The organism is Aeromonas sp. 602200 (assembly GCF_049173895.1).
Classification (GTDB): Bacteria; Pseudomonadota; Gammaproteobacteria; order Enterobacterales; family Aeromonadaceae; genus Aeromonas; species Aeromonas veronii_A.
Map to the genome: position 1 here is coordinate 38785 of NZ_JAAKSL010000017.1, position 17407 is coordinate 56191.

Below are 17407 nucleotides of genomic sequence, written 5' to 3' on the forward strand. Positions count from 1 at the left end.
GCCGCCTGCTGCTTTTTAAGAGACAATCATGACCCCCGAACGCTTCAAGCGCATCACCGATATGCTGGCCCAGCGTCAGCTCGATTTGACCGTCTGCATGGAAGAGGTCCATAAACCTCACAATCTGGCTGCCATCGTGCGTACCGCCGATGCCATCGGCATCCATCGGGTACACGCGGTCTGGCCCAAAACCTGGATCCACAAGCGCAAGGGGACTGCCCGCGGCAGCCAGAACTGGGTGGACGTGAAACTGCACCCGGACATCGGCAGCGCGGTAGCCGAGCTGAAAGCCTCCGGCATGCAGATCCTGGCAACCCATCTCTCCGACAGCTCGGTCGATTTTCGCGCCATCGACTACACCAAGCCGACCGCCATTCTGGTGGGCCAGGAGAAGCACGGCATCGGTGAAGAGGCGCTGGCGCTGGCCGACCATCATATCGTCATCCCCATGGTGGGCATGGTGCAGTCCCTCAACGTCTCGGTCGCCGCAGCCGCCATCCTCTACGAGGCGCAGCGCCAACGCGAGCTGGCCGGTTGCTATCAACGCGGCTGCCCGCTCACGCTGGAGGAGCAGAACAGCATCCTGTTCGAGGGGGGTTATCCTATCTATGCACAGCTCTGCAAAGAGAAAGAGATGCCCTACCCCCAGCTCGGCCCGGCCGGTGAAATTCTGGCGGACGAAGAGTGGTGGCAACGGATGCAGCTGACCCGCAAAGGGTGGGCGCAGCAGAGCGAACAGGACGATCCGCAGGAGGAGTGATGGATAACCCTTTTGGCAGCTGGCTGGAATCGCAAATCATCCGGGATCACCTGACCAACCCGAACATAGAGGCCGGCGACTACAGCTACTACTCCGGCTACTACCACGGCAAGCCGTTCGAGGATCACTGCGTCCGCTACCTGCTCGGCGATGGCTCGACCCGCGACACCTGGGAGAGCGGCCTCTGGGGCGAGGTGGACCGGCTGATCATCGGCAAATTCTGCTCCATCGGCTCGGGCGCCACCTTCATGTTGGCGGGCAATCAGGGCCACCGGCTGGATTGGGTCTCCACCTTCCCGTTCAACCCCGACACCTTTGGCGAAGGGGCCCGCAGCGGCTTTCTGCGCAAGGGGGACACCCGGATTGGCAACGATGTCTGGATCGGCTCGGAAGCGATGATCATGCCCGGCATCACCATAGGTGACGGCGCCGTCATCGCCACCCGCGCCGTGGTGACCAGGGATGTGGCCCCTTACACCATAGTCGGCGGCAACCCGGCCCAACAGATCCGCCGCCGTTTCAGCGATGAGCACATCCTCATGCTGCAAGAGATGCAGTGGTGGGACTGGCCCCTGCCCCGCTTGCAAGCCAGCATGGCGCTACTCTGCTCGGGGGATATCGCCGCCCTTTATCACCATTGGCAACAGGAGTGTGCCTGATGAAACCCCTCTCTCTTTCCCTGTTGGCCCTGACCCTGTTTTCTGCCGGAGCCCTTGCCGTGACCAATACCCATCAGCTCACCAGCGAAGCCGATGTACCCAGCCTCTACCAGCAAACCCTGCCCGACTTCTGGCGCCAGCATGCGGTTGAAGGGGAGTTCAAGGGCAAGGATGGGGTGACCATCCGCTATGCCGCGCTACGGCAAGCCAAGGTCGATCGCGCCATCCTCATCGTCAATGGCCGGGTCGAGAGCTACCTCAAGTATCAGGAGCTGGCGTGGGATCTCTGGCGTCAGGGCTACAGCCTCTATCTCATCGACCATCGCGGTCAGGGGATGTCTGGCCGGATGCTGAATGACCCTCAGAAGGGATATGTCGACCAGTTCGACGATTATGTGGTCGATCTCAAGCAGTTTCACGACCAGATCATCATGGCGGACCAGCCTGCCAAGCTGTTCCTGCTGGCCCACTCCATGGGCGGCGCCATCTCGGCCCGCTATCTGGAACGCTGGCCCGATGATATCAAGGCGGCCGTGCTCTCCTCCCCCATGCTGGGCATCAATCTCGGCGGTCTGCCCAAGTGGCTGGCCAAGGGATTGGCGAGCACCATAGGCACGGTCGGCGGTTGGATTGGTGAGCCTCCCTACGGCCCCGGTCAGGGAGCCTATCAGGATCACGGCTTTGCCGATAACGAACTGACTCACAGCCAGCCCCGCTATCAGGCGTTCCGCCAAATCTACGAACAGCACCCGCAGATCAAGCTGGGTGGTGCGACCGCCCACTGGATTTATCAGGGGATCACAGGTGCCGATGCTGCCATCGCCGATGCGGGCGCCATCAAAACCCCGCTGCTGGTGCTGCAAGCTGGCAACGACAGCGTGGTGGACAATGCCGCGCAGGATCGCTTCTGCACCATTGCCAAGTGCGAAGGGGGCAAACCACTGCGCATCGAGGGGGCCTGGCACGAGCTGTTTATCGAATCCGATGACAAGCGCCAGCCCGCCCTGACCGCGATGGTCGACTTTTTCGCCCGCTTCTGAGCTGGCTATTTTTTGTAACCCTAAATAAATGGGGTGACAGTGCGGGCTAAGGTAAACTGCCCCTGTTTTCAATCGATGCCGAGGTAATGATGTTCAAGGTAGTTGTATCCGATCTCGATGGCACTCTGCTCAACAAGCAGCACCAGATCTCTCCCCGTACCCGGGATACCCTGCACCGCTTGGTAGAACAAGGTGTGAAATTCGTGGTCGCCACCGGCCGTCATCATGTTGACGTTCGCAGCTTCCGCGATGCGCTGGGGATGGACATCTACCTCATTACTTCCAATGGCGCCGTGGTCCATGACAAACAGGACCAGCTGATTTTCAACCAGCCGCTGCCGACCGAGATCGCCGCCGAACTGATTGCGCTGGAGCGCGACCCCTCTATCCACCTCAATGTCTATCAGGGTGATGACTGGGTGGTGGAAGAGGAGCTGCCCTGGCTGCTGCAGTTCCACGACGAGTCAGGGTTCACCTACCGTCTGGTCGATGACCTGAAGCAGGAACCGAAAGAGCAGATCAACAAGGTGTTCTACATCGGCGACCACGAGAAACTGCTGAAGATCGAGGCGCACCTCAACCAGCGCTACGGCGACCAGCTCAACGTCACCTTCTCCCTGCCGGACTGCCTCGAAGTGATGCACGCCGGGGTGCACAAGGGCAATGCGGTGCGTGCCGTGCTGGAGCAGAACGGGTTCGATATGTCGGAGGCTATCGCCTTCGGCGATGGCATGAACGACTTCGAGATGCTGACCATGGTGGGACGCGGCATCGTGATGGGCAACGCCCATGACCGTCTGAAAATGGCGCTGCCGGAGTATGAGCAGACCCTCACCTCCGATGAAGATGGCGTCGCCGTCTATCTGGAGAAGCTGTTCGAGCTGGAGAGCGTCAGCGCTGCCTGATCCTCTTCATCCCGACATCCGATTCAGCAAAGCCTCACCATGTGAGGCTTTGTTTTTTCAGGGTCTCCAGCCAGGGATTGGGCCGCTGCCAGCTGAAGCTCTGGTTCGCGCCGCCGTAGCATTCAGCCAGCCGCAGCGGCGTGCCGGGGGTATGGCGTCGCCCGGCCACATCGAGGCAGCGGGAGACCTTGCTGTTGAACAGCCTGTCTTTCTGCCACTCCCACTGCGCCTGACCGTCACAGGGTGCCAGCATCACTTCGCTGTCGTTTTTGGCTTGCAAACAGAGATCCTGCAGGCGCAACTCACCCAGATCCCACTCGAATAGTTGATCGTCTTTTCCGCTGCAAGGTTGTGCCAACACCTTCTGTTGGGACACCGCAACGCAAAAATCACCGCTGGTCAGCAAGGGGGAGAGAGAACGCTCCTCCTGCGGTTGTGATGCAATGGAGCCCATCATCACATCGGTGGATGGCGGCTTGATGGTACAGCCACCCAGCAGCAAGGCAGCCAGCAGGGCGGGAGAGCAAGCAAAGGAAATTTTGTTATTCATGGAAAAATGCCTGAAATGGGCCGATGACATCCGGTTGTCAGTGACTCGAGGCTGAAGCATAACCGAAAGGCAGGGCGCGCTGCCCAAATAGAGTGTAAACAGACGTAACAGGGAGAGAGTACTGGCCCAGCGGAGGCCAGAAAGCAAAAAACCCCGCCGAAGCGAGGTTTTTCTAAATGTGGTCGGTGATAAAGGATTCGAACCTTTGACCCTCTGGTCCCAAACCAGATGCGCTACCGGACTGCGCTAATCACCGAGGCTATTTCTTTCAAAATAGTTTACTTCAAAAAAACAAAGACGACCTGATGGTCATCCTCGTCATACAGCAAGTATGGTGCGAAGAGAGGGACTCGAACCCTCACACCCGGGGGGCACTAACACCTGAAGCTAGCGCGTCTACCAATTCCGCCACCTTCGCGTACCTGACAAGCTGTAAAATGGGGTGGCTGATGGGGCTCGAACCCACGACAACCGGAATCACAATCCGGGACTCTACCAACTGAGCTACAGCCACCACAGCTGTTTTCGTTCCACAACAACGCCCGTTTAACCTACGCACTTTTTATGGTGCGCCCGACAGGATTCGAACCTGTGACCTCTGCCTCCGGAGGGCAGCGCTCTATCCAGCTGAGCTACGGGCGCTACGCTGTCGAACGGGGCGCATTATTAATGATGGTTGCTGGTTTGTCTACACTTTTCTGCCACCGAAACACTGTTCGTTGTTTTTTCAAGCACATTGCGCACTTTTCTTCCACTATTCCCCAGCTGACAGCCTAAAAGGGGCAGATCGCAGTCGCAAATCGCCTTGCTGCCTTGACTTGATTTGATGCCCATCTAGAATGAATGAACGTTCATTCAATCGAAAGTCACACTGATGATTCTGGATAAAAAAGAGAGCATCTTCAACGCGGCCCATGAGGTGCTGGGTGAACGGGGTTTTCATGGTCTGTCGATTGCGGAAGTCGCCAAGAAGGCCAATGTTGCCACCGGTACCATCTATCGCTACTTCGGCGACAAGGATGATCTGATCCGGCAACTGCACCAGCACACTATCTTGCAGTGTGTGCCCATGGTCATGGCCGATGTAGCAATCGATAAAGTTTCATTTCAACAATTTCGCCAATTATGGCTCAATATTCATGCCATTTTTGTTAACGAACCCAACGCTATCCGGTGCAAATTGCAGTACGAGAGCTCTCCGCTAGGGGCAGAATTGGAGACCAATCCTGTCATTCTGGCTGCCTGGGAGCCTCTGGACCGATTTTTTGAACAGGGCGTTGAACAAGGATTGTTTATTGATTTACCGATACGGGCACTCCAGGTGTTGAGTCTGGACAGTGTCATGCATCTGGCCCTGCAGTGCAGGGTGCACAACATCACGCTGACCGAATCGCAGTTGGAAACCGCGATCCGGGCCAGCTGGAATGCCATTTTATCCCCCAATCTTTCCACCTCAGGAGCCTGTTCATGAAAAAGTGGATGGCCATTATGTTGCTGATAGCGATCGCCTTGTTTGGCAGCGTCATCGGCTTCAATTTGTTCAAGCAGAAGATGATTGCCCAATACATGGCCAACCGGCCGGAACCCGAGTTCCCCGTCACTGCCATGGTGACCAAGGCGCAGGATTGGGTACCGACCATCGAAGCGATCGGCTTCATCGAGCCGAATCAGGGGGTGACCCTCTCCACCGAACTGGCCGGCACCATTGATGCCATCACCTTCGAGTCAGGCAAACCGGTCAAGGCTGACCAGCTGCTGCTGAGTCTGGACTCTACCGTGGAGCGGGCCAATCTGCGCGCCTCCCAGGCCAAGCTGCCGGCGGCAAAAGCCAAGTTCGATCGTTTCCAGAACCTCTACAAGACCAGCTCCATCTCCAAAGAGCAGCTGGATGAAGCTGAAGCGGCCTATCGCTCGCTGGAAGCGGATATCGAGAGTCTGAAGGCGACCATTGCCCGTCGTGAAGTGCGTGCGCCCTTTAGCGGCGTGGTCGGCCTGCGCAATGTGTTCCTCGGTCAGTATCTGCAACCGGGCACCGATATCGTGCGCCTGGAGGATACCAGCGTGATGCGCCTGCGCTTCACCGTGCCCCAGACCGATATCTCCAAAATCAAGCTGGGCCAGACCATCAAGATCAATGTGGATGCCTATCCGCAAACCCAGTTTGATGGTCATATCACCGCTATCGAGCCTGCGGTCAACTTTCAGAGCGGCCTGATCCAGGTACAGGCAGACATTCCGAACAACGACGGTCAGCTCCGTTCCGGTATGTTCGCCCGCGCCAGCATCATTCTGCCGACGGTGAAAGATCAGATCGTGATCCCGCAGAGCGCTATCTCCTTCACCCTTTACGGTCAGAACGTCTACGTGCTCAAAGAGGGCGAAGAGACCGACAAAGAGGGTAACAAGGTGAAAGTGCTGCGAGCCAAGCAGGTTGTGGTCAAGGCCGGTGAGCGCCGTGGCAACGATGTGCATGTGCTCTCCGGCATCCAGGCCGGTGACCAGATCGTACTGTCGGGTCAGGTTCGCCTGAGCAACGACACCAAGGTGCATGTGGTCGAGAACGATGCCCTGGCCGTTCCGGCACAAACCCCGATGCTGTAAGCGCGGAGATCTGCGATGCGATTTACTGACATATTTATAAAACGGCCTGTGCTGGCGATCTCGCTCAGCTTCCTGATCGCCTTGCTGGGCTTTCAGGCCATCTTCAAGATGCAGGTACGGGAATACCCCGAGGTGACCAACACGGTGATCACCGTCAGCACTGGCTACTATGGCGCCAGTTCTGATCTGATCCAGGGGTTCATCACCCAGCCGCTGGAACAGGCGGTCGCGCAAGCCGACAACATCGACTTCATGACCTCCTCCAGCCAGCTGGGTAGCTCCACCATCACTGCATACATGAAGCTCAATACCGACCCCAACGCCGCGCTGTCCGACATACTGGCGAAGGTGAACTCGGTGCGCTCTCAGTTGCCGAAAGAGGCGGAAGACCCCTCGGTCACCTCCTCCACCGGTTCAACCACGGCGGTGCTCTACCTCGGCTTTACCAGCCCGGAGCTCAACTCCAGCCAGATCACCGACTATCTGGAGCGGGTTATCAAGCCGCAGCTCTTTACTGTCGGCGGGGTCTCCAAGGTTGACCTCTACGGCGGTGTCGAGTTTGCCCTGCGGGTATGGCTGGATCCGGCCAAGATGGCGGCCTTCAACCTGACTGCCAGCGACGTGATGACGGTGCTCAACAGCAACAACTATCAGTCCGCGACAGGTCAGGCGACCGGTTACTTCACCCTGTTCAATGGCAATGCCGAGACCCAGGTCAAGGATGTCGACGAGCTGAAGCGACTGGTGGTGGCTACCCGCGACGGCAAGGTGATCCGTCTGGCGGACATCGCCAAGGTAACCCTCGAGAAGAGTCACGATGTCTATCGTGCCAGCGCCAATGGTCGCGAAGCCGTGGTCATGGCGGTCAACGCCGCCCCGACAGCCAACCCCATCAACATCGCCCGCGATGTGCTGGCACTGCTGCCGAGCCTTGAGCGCAATATGCCGAGCACCATGCGTCTCAACGTGATGTATGACTCCACCGTGGCGATCAACGAGTCCATCCACGAGGTTATCAAGACCATCCTGGAGGCAGCCGCCATCGTTCTGGTGGTCATCACCCTGTTCCTCGGTTCGTTCCGCGCGGTCATCATCCCGATCATCACCATTCCGCTCAGTCTTATCGGCGTAGTGATGATGATGGATATGTTCGGCTTCTCGATAAACCTGATGACCCTGCTGGCGATGGTGCTGGCGATCGGTCTGGTAGTGGATGACGCCATCGTGGTGCTGGAGAACGTCGACCGCCATATCAAGGAGGGGGAAGAACCGTTCCGGGCCGCCATTATCGGTACCCGCGAGATCGCGGTACCGGTTATCGCCATGACGGTTACCCTGGCGGCGGTATACGCGCCTATCGCCCTGATGGGGGGTATCACCGGCTCCCTGTTCAAGGAGTTTGCCCTGACCCTGGCTGGCGCAGTGTTCGTCTCGGGCATCATCGCCCTGACTCTGTCACCGATGATGTGTTCCAAGATGCTCAAGGCCAACGAGCAGCCAGGCAAGTTCGAGAGCACAGTCCATCACCTGCTGGAGCGGATGACCGATCGCTACGACAGCATGCTGCACGCCGTGATGAAAAAGCGCCCCGTCATCGTAGTGTTCGCCGTCATCGTCTTCGCCAGCCTGCCGCTGCTGTTCAAGTTCATCCCGAGCGAACTGGCACCGTCAGAGGACAAGGGGGTCATGGCCGTGCTGGGTACCGCACCGTCCAACGCCAACCTAGACTACATCGAAAACACCATGGCGGATGTGAACAAGATCCTGGACGAGCAGCCCGAGATCGCCTTCTCCCAGGTCTTCTCAGGGGTGTTCAACGCCAACCAGGCGTTCGGTATCGCCTCCATGGTGCCCTGGAGCCAACGTGAAGCGAGCCAGAAAGAGGTGCTGGACCGGGTCGCCAATCTGGTGAAAGACATCCCGGGTATGGCCATCACCACCTTCCAGTTCCCGGAACTGCCGGGTGCATCGAGTGGTCTGCCGATCCAGTTCGTCATCACCACCCCGAACAGCTTCGAAAGCCTGTTCCTGGTGGCCGGTGAAATTCTGGCAGCGGCGCAGAGTAACGGTCAGTTCGTCTATTCGGATCTCGATCTGAACTACGACTCCGCCACCATGAAGATCCGCATCGACAAGGACAAGGCGGGTGCCTACGGCATCACCATGCAGGATATCGGTATCACCATGGGCACCATGATGGCGGACGGTTACGTCAACCGTATCGACCTGGATGGCCGCTCCTACGAGGTGATCCCGCAGGTCGAGCGCAAATACCGTCTCAATCCGGAGTCCATCAAGGGCTACTACGTGCGGGCCGCAGATGGCAAGTCGATCCCGCTCGGCAGCCTGATCACCATTGAAGTGGTTGGCGAGCCCCGCGCCCTGCCCCACTTCAACCAGCTGAACTCCGCCACTATCGGTGCCGTTCCGGCTCCGGGTGTGGCCATGGGTGATGCGATCAACTGGTTCCAGACCACCGCCGACGAGAAGCTGCCGCAAGGCTATCGTTACGACTTCATGGGTGAAGCCCGTCAGTTCGTCACCGAAGGCAATGCGCTCTATGCCACCTTCGCGCTGGCACTGGCCATCATCTTCCTGGTGCTGGCGATCCAGTTCGAGTCGGTGCGTGACCCCTTGGTCATCATGGTCTCTGTCCCGCTCGCCATCAGTGGAGCATTGATTGCCCTGGCATGGGGACTAGCGACCATGAACATCTACTCCCAGGTGGGCCTCATCACCCTGGTGGGTCTGATTACCAAGCACGGCATCCTGATCTGTGAAGTAGCGAAGGAAGAGCAGCTGCTGCGCGGCATGAACCGGATGGAAGCCGTGATGCAAGCCGCCAAGGTGCGTCTGCGTCCGATCCTGATGACCACCGCCGCCATGATTGCCGGTCTGATCCCGCTGCTCTACGCCGCAGGCGCCGGTGCAGCACAACGGTTCAGCATCGGTATCGTCATCGTGGCAGGCCTTGCTATCGGTACCCTGTTCACCCTGTTCGTACTGCCGGTGATCTACACCTATCTGGCTTCCGAGCACAAACCCTTGCCGGTATTCGATGAAACCATTCCGCCCAAGGCAAACGGCGGACACTGATCATCAATCACTTGCCAAGGCCCCGATACGGGGCCTTTTTTATGGTTCGCAGGAAAGACGACATAAGTCCATGAAGCAGTTAAACTAAAAAACACAACATCCAGACCGCAAGGACGCCATGTCAGGACTCATCTCCAAGACCGCCGAGGCCGTAGGCCGCAACGGACTCTCATACCGCCTGCTCTCCTATATTCTGGTGTGTAGTACCGTATTGGCGATGATCATTACGGTGCTGCAACTCGCCTGGGATTACCGCAAGGATGTCGCCGTCATCGAAGACAGCATCGGCCAGATCGAAGCCTCCTTTTTGCAACCTATTGCCGCCAGCTTGTGGAACCTCGATGAGGAGCAGGTCAAGGTGCAGATCGAAGGGATCATGAACCTGCCCAACATGCAGTTTGTGATGGTCAAGGAGATGCTCGGCAACTCCGAAGTGCCACTGTTGACCCAGGGAGTGGAACGGGAAAGCTATGACATCTCCCAGGAGTTCAATCTCACCTATCAGGGGGAAATTGTCGGCAAGCTGTTTGTCGCCGCGTCGCTGGAGCAGATTTACCAGCGTCTGATTGAGAAGTCAGTGCTGATCATGGTCAGCCAGACCATCAAGACCCTGGTGGTCTCATTTTGTATCCTGATCATCATTTACTATCTGGTGGTCAGACACATCAACCGCATCGCCAACTACGCCCAGAAGTTCAACCTCGATCGGCTCGACATGGAGCTGGTGCTGGAGGGGCGTCCGCAACCACGCAAGAAACCCGACGAACTGGATACCCTGGTCTCCACCCTCAACCAGATGCGCACCCGGCTACGTGACGAGCTGGTCGCTCGTCATCAGGCGGTGGAACAACTGCAACAGGAGCGGGATTTCTCCGCCACCCTGATCAACTCGGCCAACATGGTCATCTGCTGTATGGAGCCGGATCTCACCATCGCCAGCATCAATCCGGCAGCCATCCTGCTGACCGGTTATCACCAACAGGAGCTGCTCCAGCACAACTGGCTGGATCTCTTCGTCAGCCCGACCCAGCGGGAAGAGCTGAACAATATCCTGAACGAAGAGGGGTCACTGGCAGACAAAGAGGTCATCATGCATGACCAGCAGGCCCACGAGCTGGTGCTGCAGTGGACCTTCGTACCCTTCTATGAAGGGCCGAACCTCAAGTACCAGATCGGGTTCGGCTACGACATCACCCAACTGAAAAAGGTCGAGCGGGAGATTATCCAGCTCAATGAGCAGCTGGAAGGAAAAGTGGTGGAACGTACCCGCAGCCTGAGTGAAGCCAACAACCAGCTCGGCAAGGCGTACGACGACCTGAAACAGGCCCAGCAGACCCTGGTGGAGTCGGAGAAGATGGCCTCCCTCGGCTCGCTGGTGGCCGGGGTGGCACACGAGATCAACACTCCGATTGGCATCAGCGTGACCGCCTCCTCCTACCTGCAGGAGCGGGTCGCCGACTTCAAGTCTCATATCGACTCCAAGCAGCTGTCTCGCTCCTATCTCAACGAGTTTACCGTCAACCTCGACGAGTCGATGCAACTGCTGCAGAGCAACCTGCGGCGCGCCTCGGAGCTGATTGCCAGCTTCAAGCAGGTAGCGGTCGACCAGTCATCGGAAGCGCGCTACAACTTCAGTCTCGCCGACAACCTCCATCAGGTAGTGGTCTCGCTTGGCCACAAACTGAAGAAGAGCCAGTGCGAAGTGGATATCCAGTGCGATCCCAAGCTGTCGATCTTCTCCTTCCCGGGCAGCTTTACCCAGATCTACTCGAACCTGATCCTCAACTCCATCAACCACGGGTTCGACAACTGGGATAAACCGAAGAAGATCACCATCAAGGTGGAACAGCAGGGAGAGGAGCTGTTTATCGACTACTCGGACAACGGCCGCGGCATCCCGCCCGAAATCTTGCCGCGCATCTTCGATCCCTTCGTCACCTCCAAGCGGGGTCAGGGTGGCAGCGGTCTGGGCACCCACATCATCTACAACCTGGTGGTGCAACTGCTGAAAGGCCGTATCAGCTGTGCCAGCGAACCGGGCCAGGGCACCCAGTTCCATATTCGCCTGCCGATCCAACATAACTGAGCGCTGGCTCTTGTGAGCCAGCCGCTTTATCCCCATCATGCTGTGATTGCATTCTTAATGAGCGGAGAACCTCGCAATGGCACAGCATTTTGACTATATCGCCATCGGCGGCGGCAGCGGCGGTATTGCTTCTGCCAACCGGGCTGCCATGTACGGTAAGAAAGTTGCCCTGATTGAAGCCAAAGAGTTGGGTGGAACCTGCGTCAACGTAGGCTGCGTACCGAAGAAGGCCATGTGGTATGCCGGCCAGATCGCCGATGCCCTGAAATATGGCGCCGACTACGGCTTTGACACCACCCTCAACCACTTCAACTGGGCCAAGCTGGTCGAGTCCCGCCAGGCCTACATCGGCCGCATTCACCAGTCCTATCAGAACGTGCTGGGCAAGAACCAGATCACCGTCATCAAGGGCTTCGCCCGCTTCGTCAGCAGCAACACCATCGAGGTCAATGGCGAGCACTACACGGCCGATCACATTCTGATCGCCACCGGTGGCCGCCCGGAAATTCCGGCGATCCCGGGAGCCGAGCAGGGTATCGACTCCGACGGTTTCTTTGACCTGCAAAGCCAACCCAAGCGGGTTGCCGTAGTGGGTGCTGGCTACATCGCAGTCGAGATCGCCGGGGTGATGCAGGCGCTCGGCTCCGAGACCCATCTGGTGGTGCGCAAGCACGCGCCGCTGCGCAACTTCGACCCCATGATCCACGAGACACTGGTCGAAATCATGGCGCAGGAAGGGCCCAAGCTGCACACCCACGCCATTCCCAAAGCCGTGCTCAAGAACGCTGACAACAGCCTGACCCTGCAACTGGAAGATGGTCGCCACCTCACCGTCGACTGCCTGATCTGGGCCATCGGCCGGGTACCGGCTACCGACAACCTCAATCTGGCTGCCGCAGGCATCGCGCTGGACGAGAAGGGCTTTATCCCGACCGACAAGTTCCAGAACACCGCCGTCGCCAACATCTATGCGGTGGGTGACAACACGGGGCGCATCCAGCTCACCCCGGTGGCCGTCGCTGCGGGCCGTCGCCTCTCCGAGCGGCTGTTCAACCACAAGCCGAACGAGCACCTCAACTACGATCTGGTGCCGACCGTGGTGTTCAGCCACCCGCCCATCGGCACCATCGGCCTGACCGAACCGGAAGCCATCGCCGAATACGGCGAGGACCAGGTGAAGGTCTACCGCAGCCAGTTCACCGCCATGTACTCTGCGCTGACCCAGCATCGCCAGCCCACCCGGATGAAGCTGGTCTGTGTCGGCCCGGAAGAGAAGGTGGTCGGTCTGCATGGTATCGGCTTTGCGATGGACGAGATCCTGCAAGGCTTCGGCGTCGCCATGAAGATGGGCGCCACCAAGGCGGACTTCGACAACTGCGTGGCTATCCATCCGACCAGTGCAGAAGAGTTCGTGACAATGCGATAGGTACGTTTGAAGTTGACCTTTCACGAGGAGCCAGCTTCGACAACCATCTAACCCCTTCATCCAAACCCGGCTCAGGCCGGGTTTTTTGATCCCTCCTCGCCATTTCTCTCGCAAATCCGTCGTTCTTTACGCCGATTTTACGCCTGCCACATGGCGCTTTATGGCGCCTTTACGCCTGTTTTACATACCCTTTTCAGCGTCAATGACACCAACAGAGTCGATATGGTCTTACATCGGCTCTCGCAGCTAATTATCTCAATGGAGTCGATATGAATTGGCTATATCTGCTGCTCGTCCTCGCCTTGATGGCCTATCTGATGCGCGCACTAACGCGCAGTCACGAGTGAGGGACTACCTATATGCAGCAAGAAATTATCTACCCGGTGGCCAGCAAACTGCCGAGCCTCGTGAGCAATCCAATGCGTGCCCTGACGCACCGTGACCACGAGTGAGGAACTAGAACATGTGGCAAGAAATAATCTATCCGGTGGCCTTCGTGCTGCTGGTTCTGCTGCCGGCACCGCTGCTGGGTAACTACATCTACCGGGTATTTGAAGGCAAAATCCGCTGGTTGGCACCGGTCGAGCGCGCCACGCTGGCTTGCTGTGGCACCGATGGGCGGGAGCAGGACTGGAAGTCCTACGCCCTCAGCCTGCTGGCCTTCAACGGCGCCGGTTTCGGTCTGCTGTTCCTGATCCTGATGGCGCAGGGGTTGCTGCCCCTCAACCCGCAACAACTGCCGGGTCTGAGCTGGCAACTCGCCTTCAACACCGCGGTCAGCTTTATGACCAACACCAACTGGCAAGCCTATTCCGGTGAGGCCAGCCTCTCCTACTTCAGCCAGATGGTGGGGCTGACCACCCAGAACTTCGTCTCCGCAGGGACGGGCGCCGCCGTCGCCATTGCCCTGTTCCGCGGCATCGCCCGTCAGCAGACCATCAACCTTGGCAACTTCTGGCAGGATCTGGTGCGTTTCTGCCTCTATGTGCTGCTGCCCATCGCGCTGATCATGGCGCTGGTGCTGGTATGGCAAGGGGTGCCGCAAAGCCTCTCCGCCTATCTGCCGTTCCACGGTATGGAAGGTCAGGAGCAGCTGCTTCCCCTCGGCCCGGCGGCCTCGCAGATCGCCATCAAGCAGCTGGGCTCCAACGGCGGCGGCTTCTTCGGCATCAACTCGGCACATCCGTTCGAGAACCCGACAGCCCTCTCCAACTGGCTGGAGATGGTCGCCCTGCTCACCATCGCCGCCGCCATGGTCTTTACTCTGGGCCGCTATGTCAAAGACATGGCCCACAGCCGCGCCATTCTCGGTGCCATGACCCTCATGCTGGTGCTGGGGCTCTTCGTCTCCCTCTCCCAAGAGCTGAAACCGGATCACGCCCTCGCCCAGCTCACCACTGACGCCAGCAACATGACTGGCAACTGGGAAGGCAAGGAGAGCCGCTTCGGCCCTGTGCTCTCCAGCATCTGGGAAGTGGCGACCACTGCCGCCTCCAACGGTGCCGTCAACGCCATGCACGACAGCTTTACTCCGCTCGGCGGCATGGTGGGCATGATCAACATGCTGCTGGGTGAGGTCATCTTCGGCGGGGTCGGCTCCGGTATCTACGGCATGATGCTGTTCGTGCTTCTGACCGTGTTCCTGTGCGGCCTGATGGTGGGACGTACCCCGACCTATCTGGGCAAACGCCTCGGCATCACCGAGATGAAGTGGGTGGTCGCCAGCATGCTGGTCATGCCGGTGGGGGTTTTGGTGATCGGTGGTGTCACCCTGCTGATGCCGGATGCCAGCACCATCATCGGCCATGATGGCCCGCACGGTCTGTCACGCCTCATCTATGCCTACGCCTCGGCTGCCGGCAACAACGGCTCCGCCTTCGCCGGTTTTGCCGCCGGTGACAACTGGCAGTGCATCGCCATCGGTCTGGCCATGCTGCTCGGCCGCTTCGGCTACATCATTCCGGTACTGGCCATCGCCGGTCAGCTGGCCCGTGCGCCCCGTCAGGAGACGAGCGAAGGGGACTTCCCCATCAGCGGCCCGCTGTTCGTTACCCTGCTGATCATCACCGTCCTTCTGATAGGTGGCCTCTCCTTCCTGCCGGTGCTGGCACTGGGTCCGGTGGCCGAACATCTGAGCCTGATCGGAGGGGCACTCTGATGAACCTGACCCTGTCGATCACCATCCGGATGCCAATGGCCAACTATCTGATGCTGGGAGCTTTCCAATGAGCAAGTCCACTGCAATGAGCACTGACACCATGTTGGTGAAGGGCAAAAAACAGAAATCACAGATCATCCAGGCAATAGTTGAAGCCCTCTATCGCTTCAATCCCAAGGCGCTGTTTGGCAGCCCCATCCTGTTCACCCTCTGGCTGGCCGCAGTCATGGCGACCGTGGAGTCCCTGCTGGGGCAGCCTCTCTCCGGCGTCGCCCCCTCGCTTGCCTGGCAGCTGACCGCCTGGCTCTGGCTCACCCTCTGGTTTGCCAACTTCGCGGAAACCCTAGCCGAGGGGCGCGGCAAGGCCCGAGCCGACAGCCTGAAGGCGGGCATGAGCCAGCTCAAGGCCCGTCGGGTGGCGAATGCCAAAGATGGTCAGGGCGAGTGGGTACCCGCCACCAGCCTGATGAAGGGGGACCTGGTGCTGGTACGCAGCGGCGAGATGATCCCGGCCGACGGTGAAGTGATCGCCGGCATCGCCTCGGTCAACGAGGCCGCCATCACCGGCGAATCCGCCCCCGTTATCCGCGAGTCGGGCACCGACCGCAGCGGCGTGACCGGCAACACGACGGTCGTCTCCGACGAGATCTGGGTGCGCGTCAGCAACAATCCGGGCGAAAGTACGCTGGATCGGATGATCGCACTGGTGGAAGGGGCCAAGCGCCAGAAGACCCCCAACGAGATGGCGCTCGACGCCCTGCTGGTGGGCCTGACCCTGATCTTCCTGTTGGTGGTCGCCACCCTGCCCTGGTTCCTCGACTACAACGGCACCCAGGTCCCGCGTCTCTACCTGATTGCCCTCTTCATCACCCTGATCCCGACCACCATCGGCGGCCTGCTCTCCGCCATCGGCATTGCCGGCATGGATCGATTGGTGAAGCTGAACGTCATCGCCAAGTCTGGCCGTGCCGTGGAAGCGGCCGGTGACGTGCGTACCCTGCTGCTGGACAAGACCGGCACCATCACCTTCGGTAACCGGATGGCGGATGAGCTGATCCCGGCCCCCGGCGTCGACCCCGCCCTGCTGGCACAAGCGGCCATGCTGGCCTCGCTGGGTGACAACACCCCGGAGGGCAAATCCATCCTGACTCTGGCCAGCAAGAGCATGGCCAAGCCTAGCCAGCTGGAGAGCGACAAGGTGATCCCCTTCAGCGCCGAGACTCGCCTGAGCGGACTGGATCGCAACGGTCATCAATATCGCAAGGGGGCAGTGGATGCCGTGTTGAACTACCTCAGCCTCGACCGCAAGGCGGTGCCTGAGCTGGTGCTCAAGTCAGTCGACAGCATCGCCCGTCAGGGTGGGACTCCGCTGCTGGTCTGCACTCAGGAGAAACTGCTGGGGGTGGTCTACCTCAAGGACATCATCAAGCCCGGTATCAAGGCTCGCTTCCAGATCCTGCGCCACATGGGGATCCGCACCGTGATGATCACCGGCGACAACCCGAAAACCGCCGCCGCCATCGCCGCCGAAGCCGGGGTGGATGACTTCATCGCCGAAGCGACGCCGGAGAAGAAGCTCGCCTATATCCGGCAGGAGCAGGCCGATGGTCGTCTGGTCGCCATGTGCGGCGACGGTGCCAACGATGCGCCCGCGCTGGCGCAGGCTGATGTGGGGCTGGCCATGAACGAGGGTACCCAGGCCGCCAAGGAGGCGGGCAATCTGGTGGATCTCGACTCCAACCCCACCAAGCTGCTGGATGTGGTGCTGGTCGGCAAACAGCTGCTGGTGACCCGTGGCGCCCTGACTACCTTCTCCATCGCCAACGACGTGGCCAAGTACTTCGCCATCCTGCCAGCCCTGTTCATCGCCGCCTACCCGCAACTGGGGGCGCTGAACCTGATGCAGCTGGGCAGCCCGCAGAGCGCCATCCTGTCGGCCATCATCTTCAACGCCCTGATCATTGTGGCGCTGGTGCCACTGGCTCTGCGCGGTGTCGACCTGAAAGGCTCGGCCGCCAGCCTGCTGCGCCGCAACCTGCTGATCTACGGTGTCGGTGGCCTGCTAGTGCCGTTTATCGGCATCAAGCTGATCGATCTGGTCATTACCGGCCTGGGTCTGGTGTAAC

The 17407-nt window shown here is 59.2% G+C and carries 12 protein-coding genes and 4 tRNA genes; 11 read left to right on the forward strand and 5 right to left on the reverse strand.

Features of this window, described 5'->3' with window-relative positions; translation table 11 throughout:
• The first annotated feature begins 28 nt into the window (after positions 1-28).
• The 4 genes from trmH (at position 29) to G5221_RS17620 (ending at position 3364) form a co-directional block, all read left to right on the forward strand.
• Positions 29-760 carry a tRNA (guanosine(18)-2'-O)-methyltransferase TrmH gene (gene trmH / locus G5221_RS17605; RefSeq protein WP_042063570.1) on the forward strand — a complete coding sequence of 244 codons (732 nt, stop codon included), beginning with the start codon at positions 29-31 and terminating at the stop codon, positions 758-760.
• Positions 760-1419, forward strand: coding sequence for a CatB-related O-acetyltransferase (locus G5221_RS17610; RefSeq protein ID WP_421263640.1), 660 nt, complete (start codon positions 760-762; stop codon positions 1417-1419). Before trmH ends, G5221_RS17610 begins: the two co-directional genes overlap by 1 nt.
• Positions 1419-2459 (forward strand): alpha/beta fold hydrolase, encoded by a 1041-nt coding sequence (locus G5221_RS17615; RefSeq protein WP_421263641.1) that lies wholly within the window; start codon positions 1419-1421, stop codon positions 2457-2459. Before G5221_RS17610 ends, G5221_RS17615 begins: the two co-directional genes overlap by 1 nt.
• Positions 2460-2548: 89 nt before the next feature.
• Positions 2549-3364 (forward strand): Cof-type HAD-IIB family hydrolase, encoded by an 816-nt coding sequence (locus tag G5221_RS17620; protein ID WP_005339262.1) that lies wholly within the window; start codon positions 2549-2551, stop codon positions 3362-3364.
• Positions 3365-3398: 34 nt separating this feature from the next.
• Here G5221_RS17620 and G5221_RS17625 read toward each other — a convergent pair whose 3' ends face one another.
• The 5 genes from G5221_RS17625 to G5221_RS17645 all read right to left on the reverse strand — a co-directional run bounded on the left by G5221_RS17625 (position 3399) and on the right by G5221_RS17645 (position 4556).
• The gene (locus G5221_RS17625) at positions 3399-3914 is read right to left on the reverse strand and encodes a ricin-type beta-trefoil lectin domain protein (RefSeq protein ID WP_005339265.1); all 516 of its coding nucleotides are present in this window, start codon (positions 3912-3914) and stop codon (positions 3399-3401) included.
• Between the two features lie 179 nt (positions 3915-4093).
• Positions 4094-4170, reverse strand: a tRNA-Pro gene (locus G5221_RS17630).
• Positions 4171-4246: 76 nt separating this feature from the next.
• A tRNA-Leu gene (locus tag G5221_RS17635) sits at positions 4247-4332 on the reverse strand.
• 20 nt (positions 4333-4352) lie between these two features.
• Positions 4353-4428, reverse strand: a tRNA-His gene (locus G5221_RS17640).
• 51 nt (positions 4429-4479) lie between these two features.
• Positions 4480-4556 (reverse strand) — tRNA-Arg (locus G5221_RS17645).
• A 232-nt stretch (positions 4557-4788) separates the two neighbouring features.
• On the opposite strand from G5221_RS17645, the gene G5221_RS17650 reads away from it, so the two are divergent.
• The 7 genes from G5221_RS17650 (at position 4789) to kdpB (ending at position 17406) form a co-directional block, all read left to right on the forward strand.
• Positions 4789-5385 carry a TetR/AcrR family transcriptional regulator gene (locus G5221_RS17650; protein WP_005339267.1) on the forward strand — a complete coding sequence of 199 codons (597 nt, stop codon included), beginning with the start codon at positions 4789-4791 and terminating at the stop codon, positions 5383-5385.
• The gene (locus tag G5221_RS17655; protein ID WP_005339268.1) at positions 5382-6515 is read left to right on the forward strand and encodes an efflux RND transporter periplasmic adaptor subunit; all 1134 of its coding nucleotides are present in this window, start codon (positions 5382-5384) and stop codon (positions 6513-6515) included. The genes G5221_RS17650 and G5221_RS17655 overlap by 4 nt, the downstream gene beginning before the upstream one ends.
• Positions 6516-6530: 15 nt before the next feature.
• Entirely contained in the window at positions 6531-9611 is a 3081-nt protein-coding gene (locus G5221_RS17660) for a multidrug efflux RND transporter permease subunit (RefSeq protein WP_216952542.1), read from the forward strand.
• Between the two features lie 118 nt (positions 9612-9729).
• Entirely contained in the window at positions 9730-11697 is a 1968-nt protein-coding gene (locus G5221_RS17665; RefSeq protein ID WP_421263642.1) for an ATP-binding protein, read from the forward strand.
• 76 nt (positions 11698-11773) lie between these two features.
• On the forward strand, positions 11774-13123 hold the full coding sequence (gene gorA / locus G5221_RS17670; RefSeq protein ID WP_421263643.1) for a glutathione-disulfide reductase: 1350 nt from the start codon (positions 11774-11776) through the stop codon (positions 13121-13123).
• A 463-nt stretch (positions 13124-13586) separates the two neighbouring features.
• A complete protein-coding gene (kdpA, locus tag G5221_RS17675; RefSeq protein WP_421263644.1) occupies positions 13587-15281 on the forward strand; it encodes a potassium-transporting ATPase subunit KdpA in 1695 nt (564 codons plus the stop codon).
• Between the two features lie 67 nt (positions 15282-15348).
• The gene (gene kdpB, locus G5221_RS17680) at positions 15349-17406 is read left to right on the forward strand and encodes a potassium-transporting ATPase subunit KdpB (protein ID WP_421263645.1); all 2058 of its coding nucleotides are present in this window, start codon (positions 15349-15351) and stop codon (positions 17404-17406) included.
• Position 17407: the final 1 nt, after the last annotated feature.

Excerpts from the sequence above, each read along its gene's own strand:
- G5221_RS17610 (WP_421263640.1), top strand. The coding sequence starts at position 760 with ATGGATAACCCTTTTGGCAGCTGGCTGGAATCGCAAATCATCCGGGAT.
- G5221_RS17620 (WP_005339262.1), top strand. The coding sequence starts at position 2,549 with ATGTTCAAGGTAGTTGTATCCGATCTCGATGGCACTCTGCTCAACAAG.
- G5221_RS17625 (WP_005339265.1), bottom strand. The coding sequence starts at position 3,914 with ATGAATAACAAAATTTCCTTTGCTTGCTCTCCCGCCCTGCTGGCTGCC.
- kdpB (WP_421263645.1), top strand. The coding sequence starts at position 15,349 with ATGAGCAAGTCCACTGCAATGAGCACTGACACCATGTTGGTGAAGGGC.
- G5221_RS17650 (WP_005339267.1), top strand. The coding sequence starts at position 4,789 with ATGATTCTGGATAAAAAAGAGAGCATCTTCAACGCGGCCCATGAGGTG.
- G5221_RS17665 (WP_421263642.1), top strand. The coding sequence starts at position 9,730 with ATGTCAGGACTCATCTCCAAGACCGCCGAGGCCGTAGGCCGCAACGGA.
- trmH (WP_042063570.1), top strand. The coding sequence starts at position 29 with ATGACCCCCGAACGCTTCAAGCGCATCACCGATATGCTGGCCCAGCGT.
- kdpA (WP_421263644.1), top strand. The coding sequence starts at position 13,587 with ATGTGGCAAGAAATAATCTATCCGGTGGCCTTCGTGCTGCTGGTTCTG.
- gorA (WP_421263643.1), top strand. The coding sequence starts at position 11,774 with ATGGCACAGCATTTTGACTATATCGCCATCGGCGGCGGCAGCGGCGGT.
- G5221_RS17660 (WP_216952542.1), top strand. The coding sequence starts at position 6,531 with ATGCGATTTACTGACATATTTATAAAACGGCCTGTGCTGGCGATCTCG.
- G5221_RS17655 (WP_005339268.1), top strand. The coding sequence starts at position 5,382 with ATGAAAAAGTGGATGGCCATTATGTTGCTGATAGCGATCGCCTTGTTT.
- G5221_RS17615 (WP_421263641.1), top strand. The coding sequence starts at position 1,419 with ATGAAACCCCTCTCTCTTTCCCTGTTGGCCCTGACCCTGTTTTCTGCC.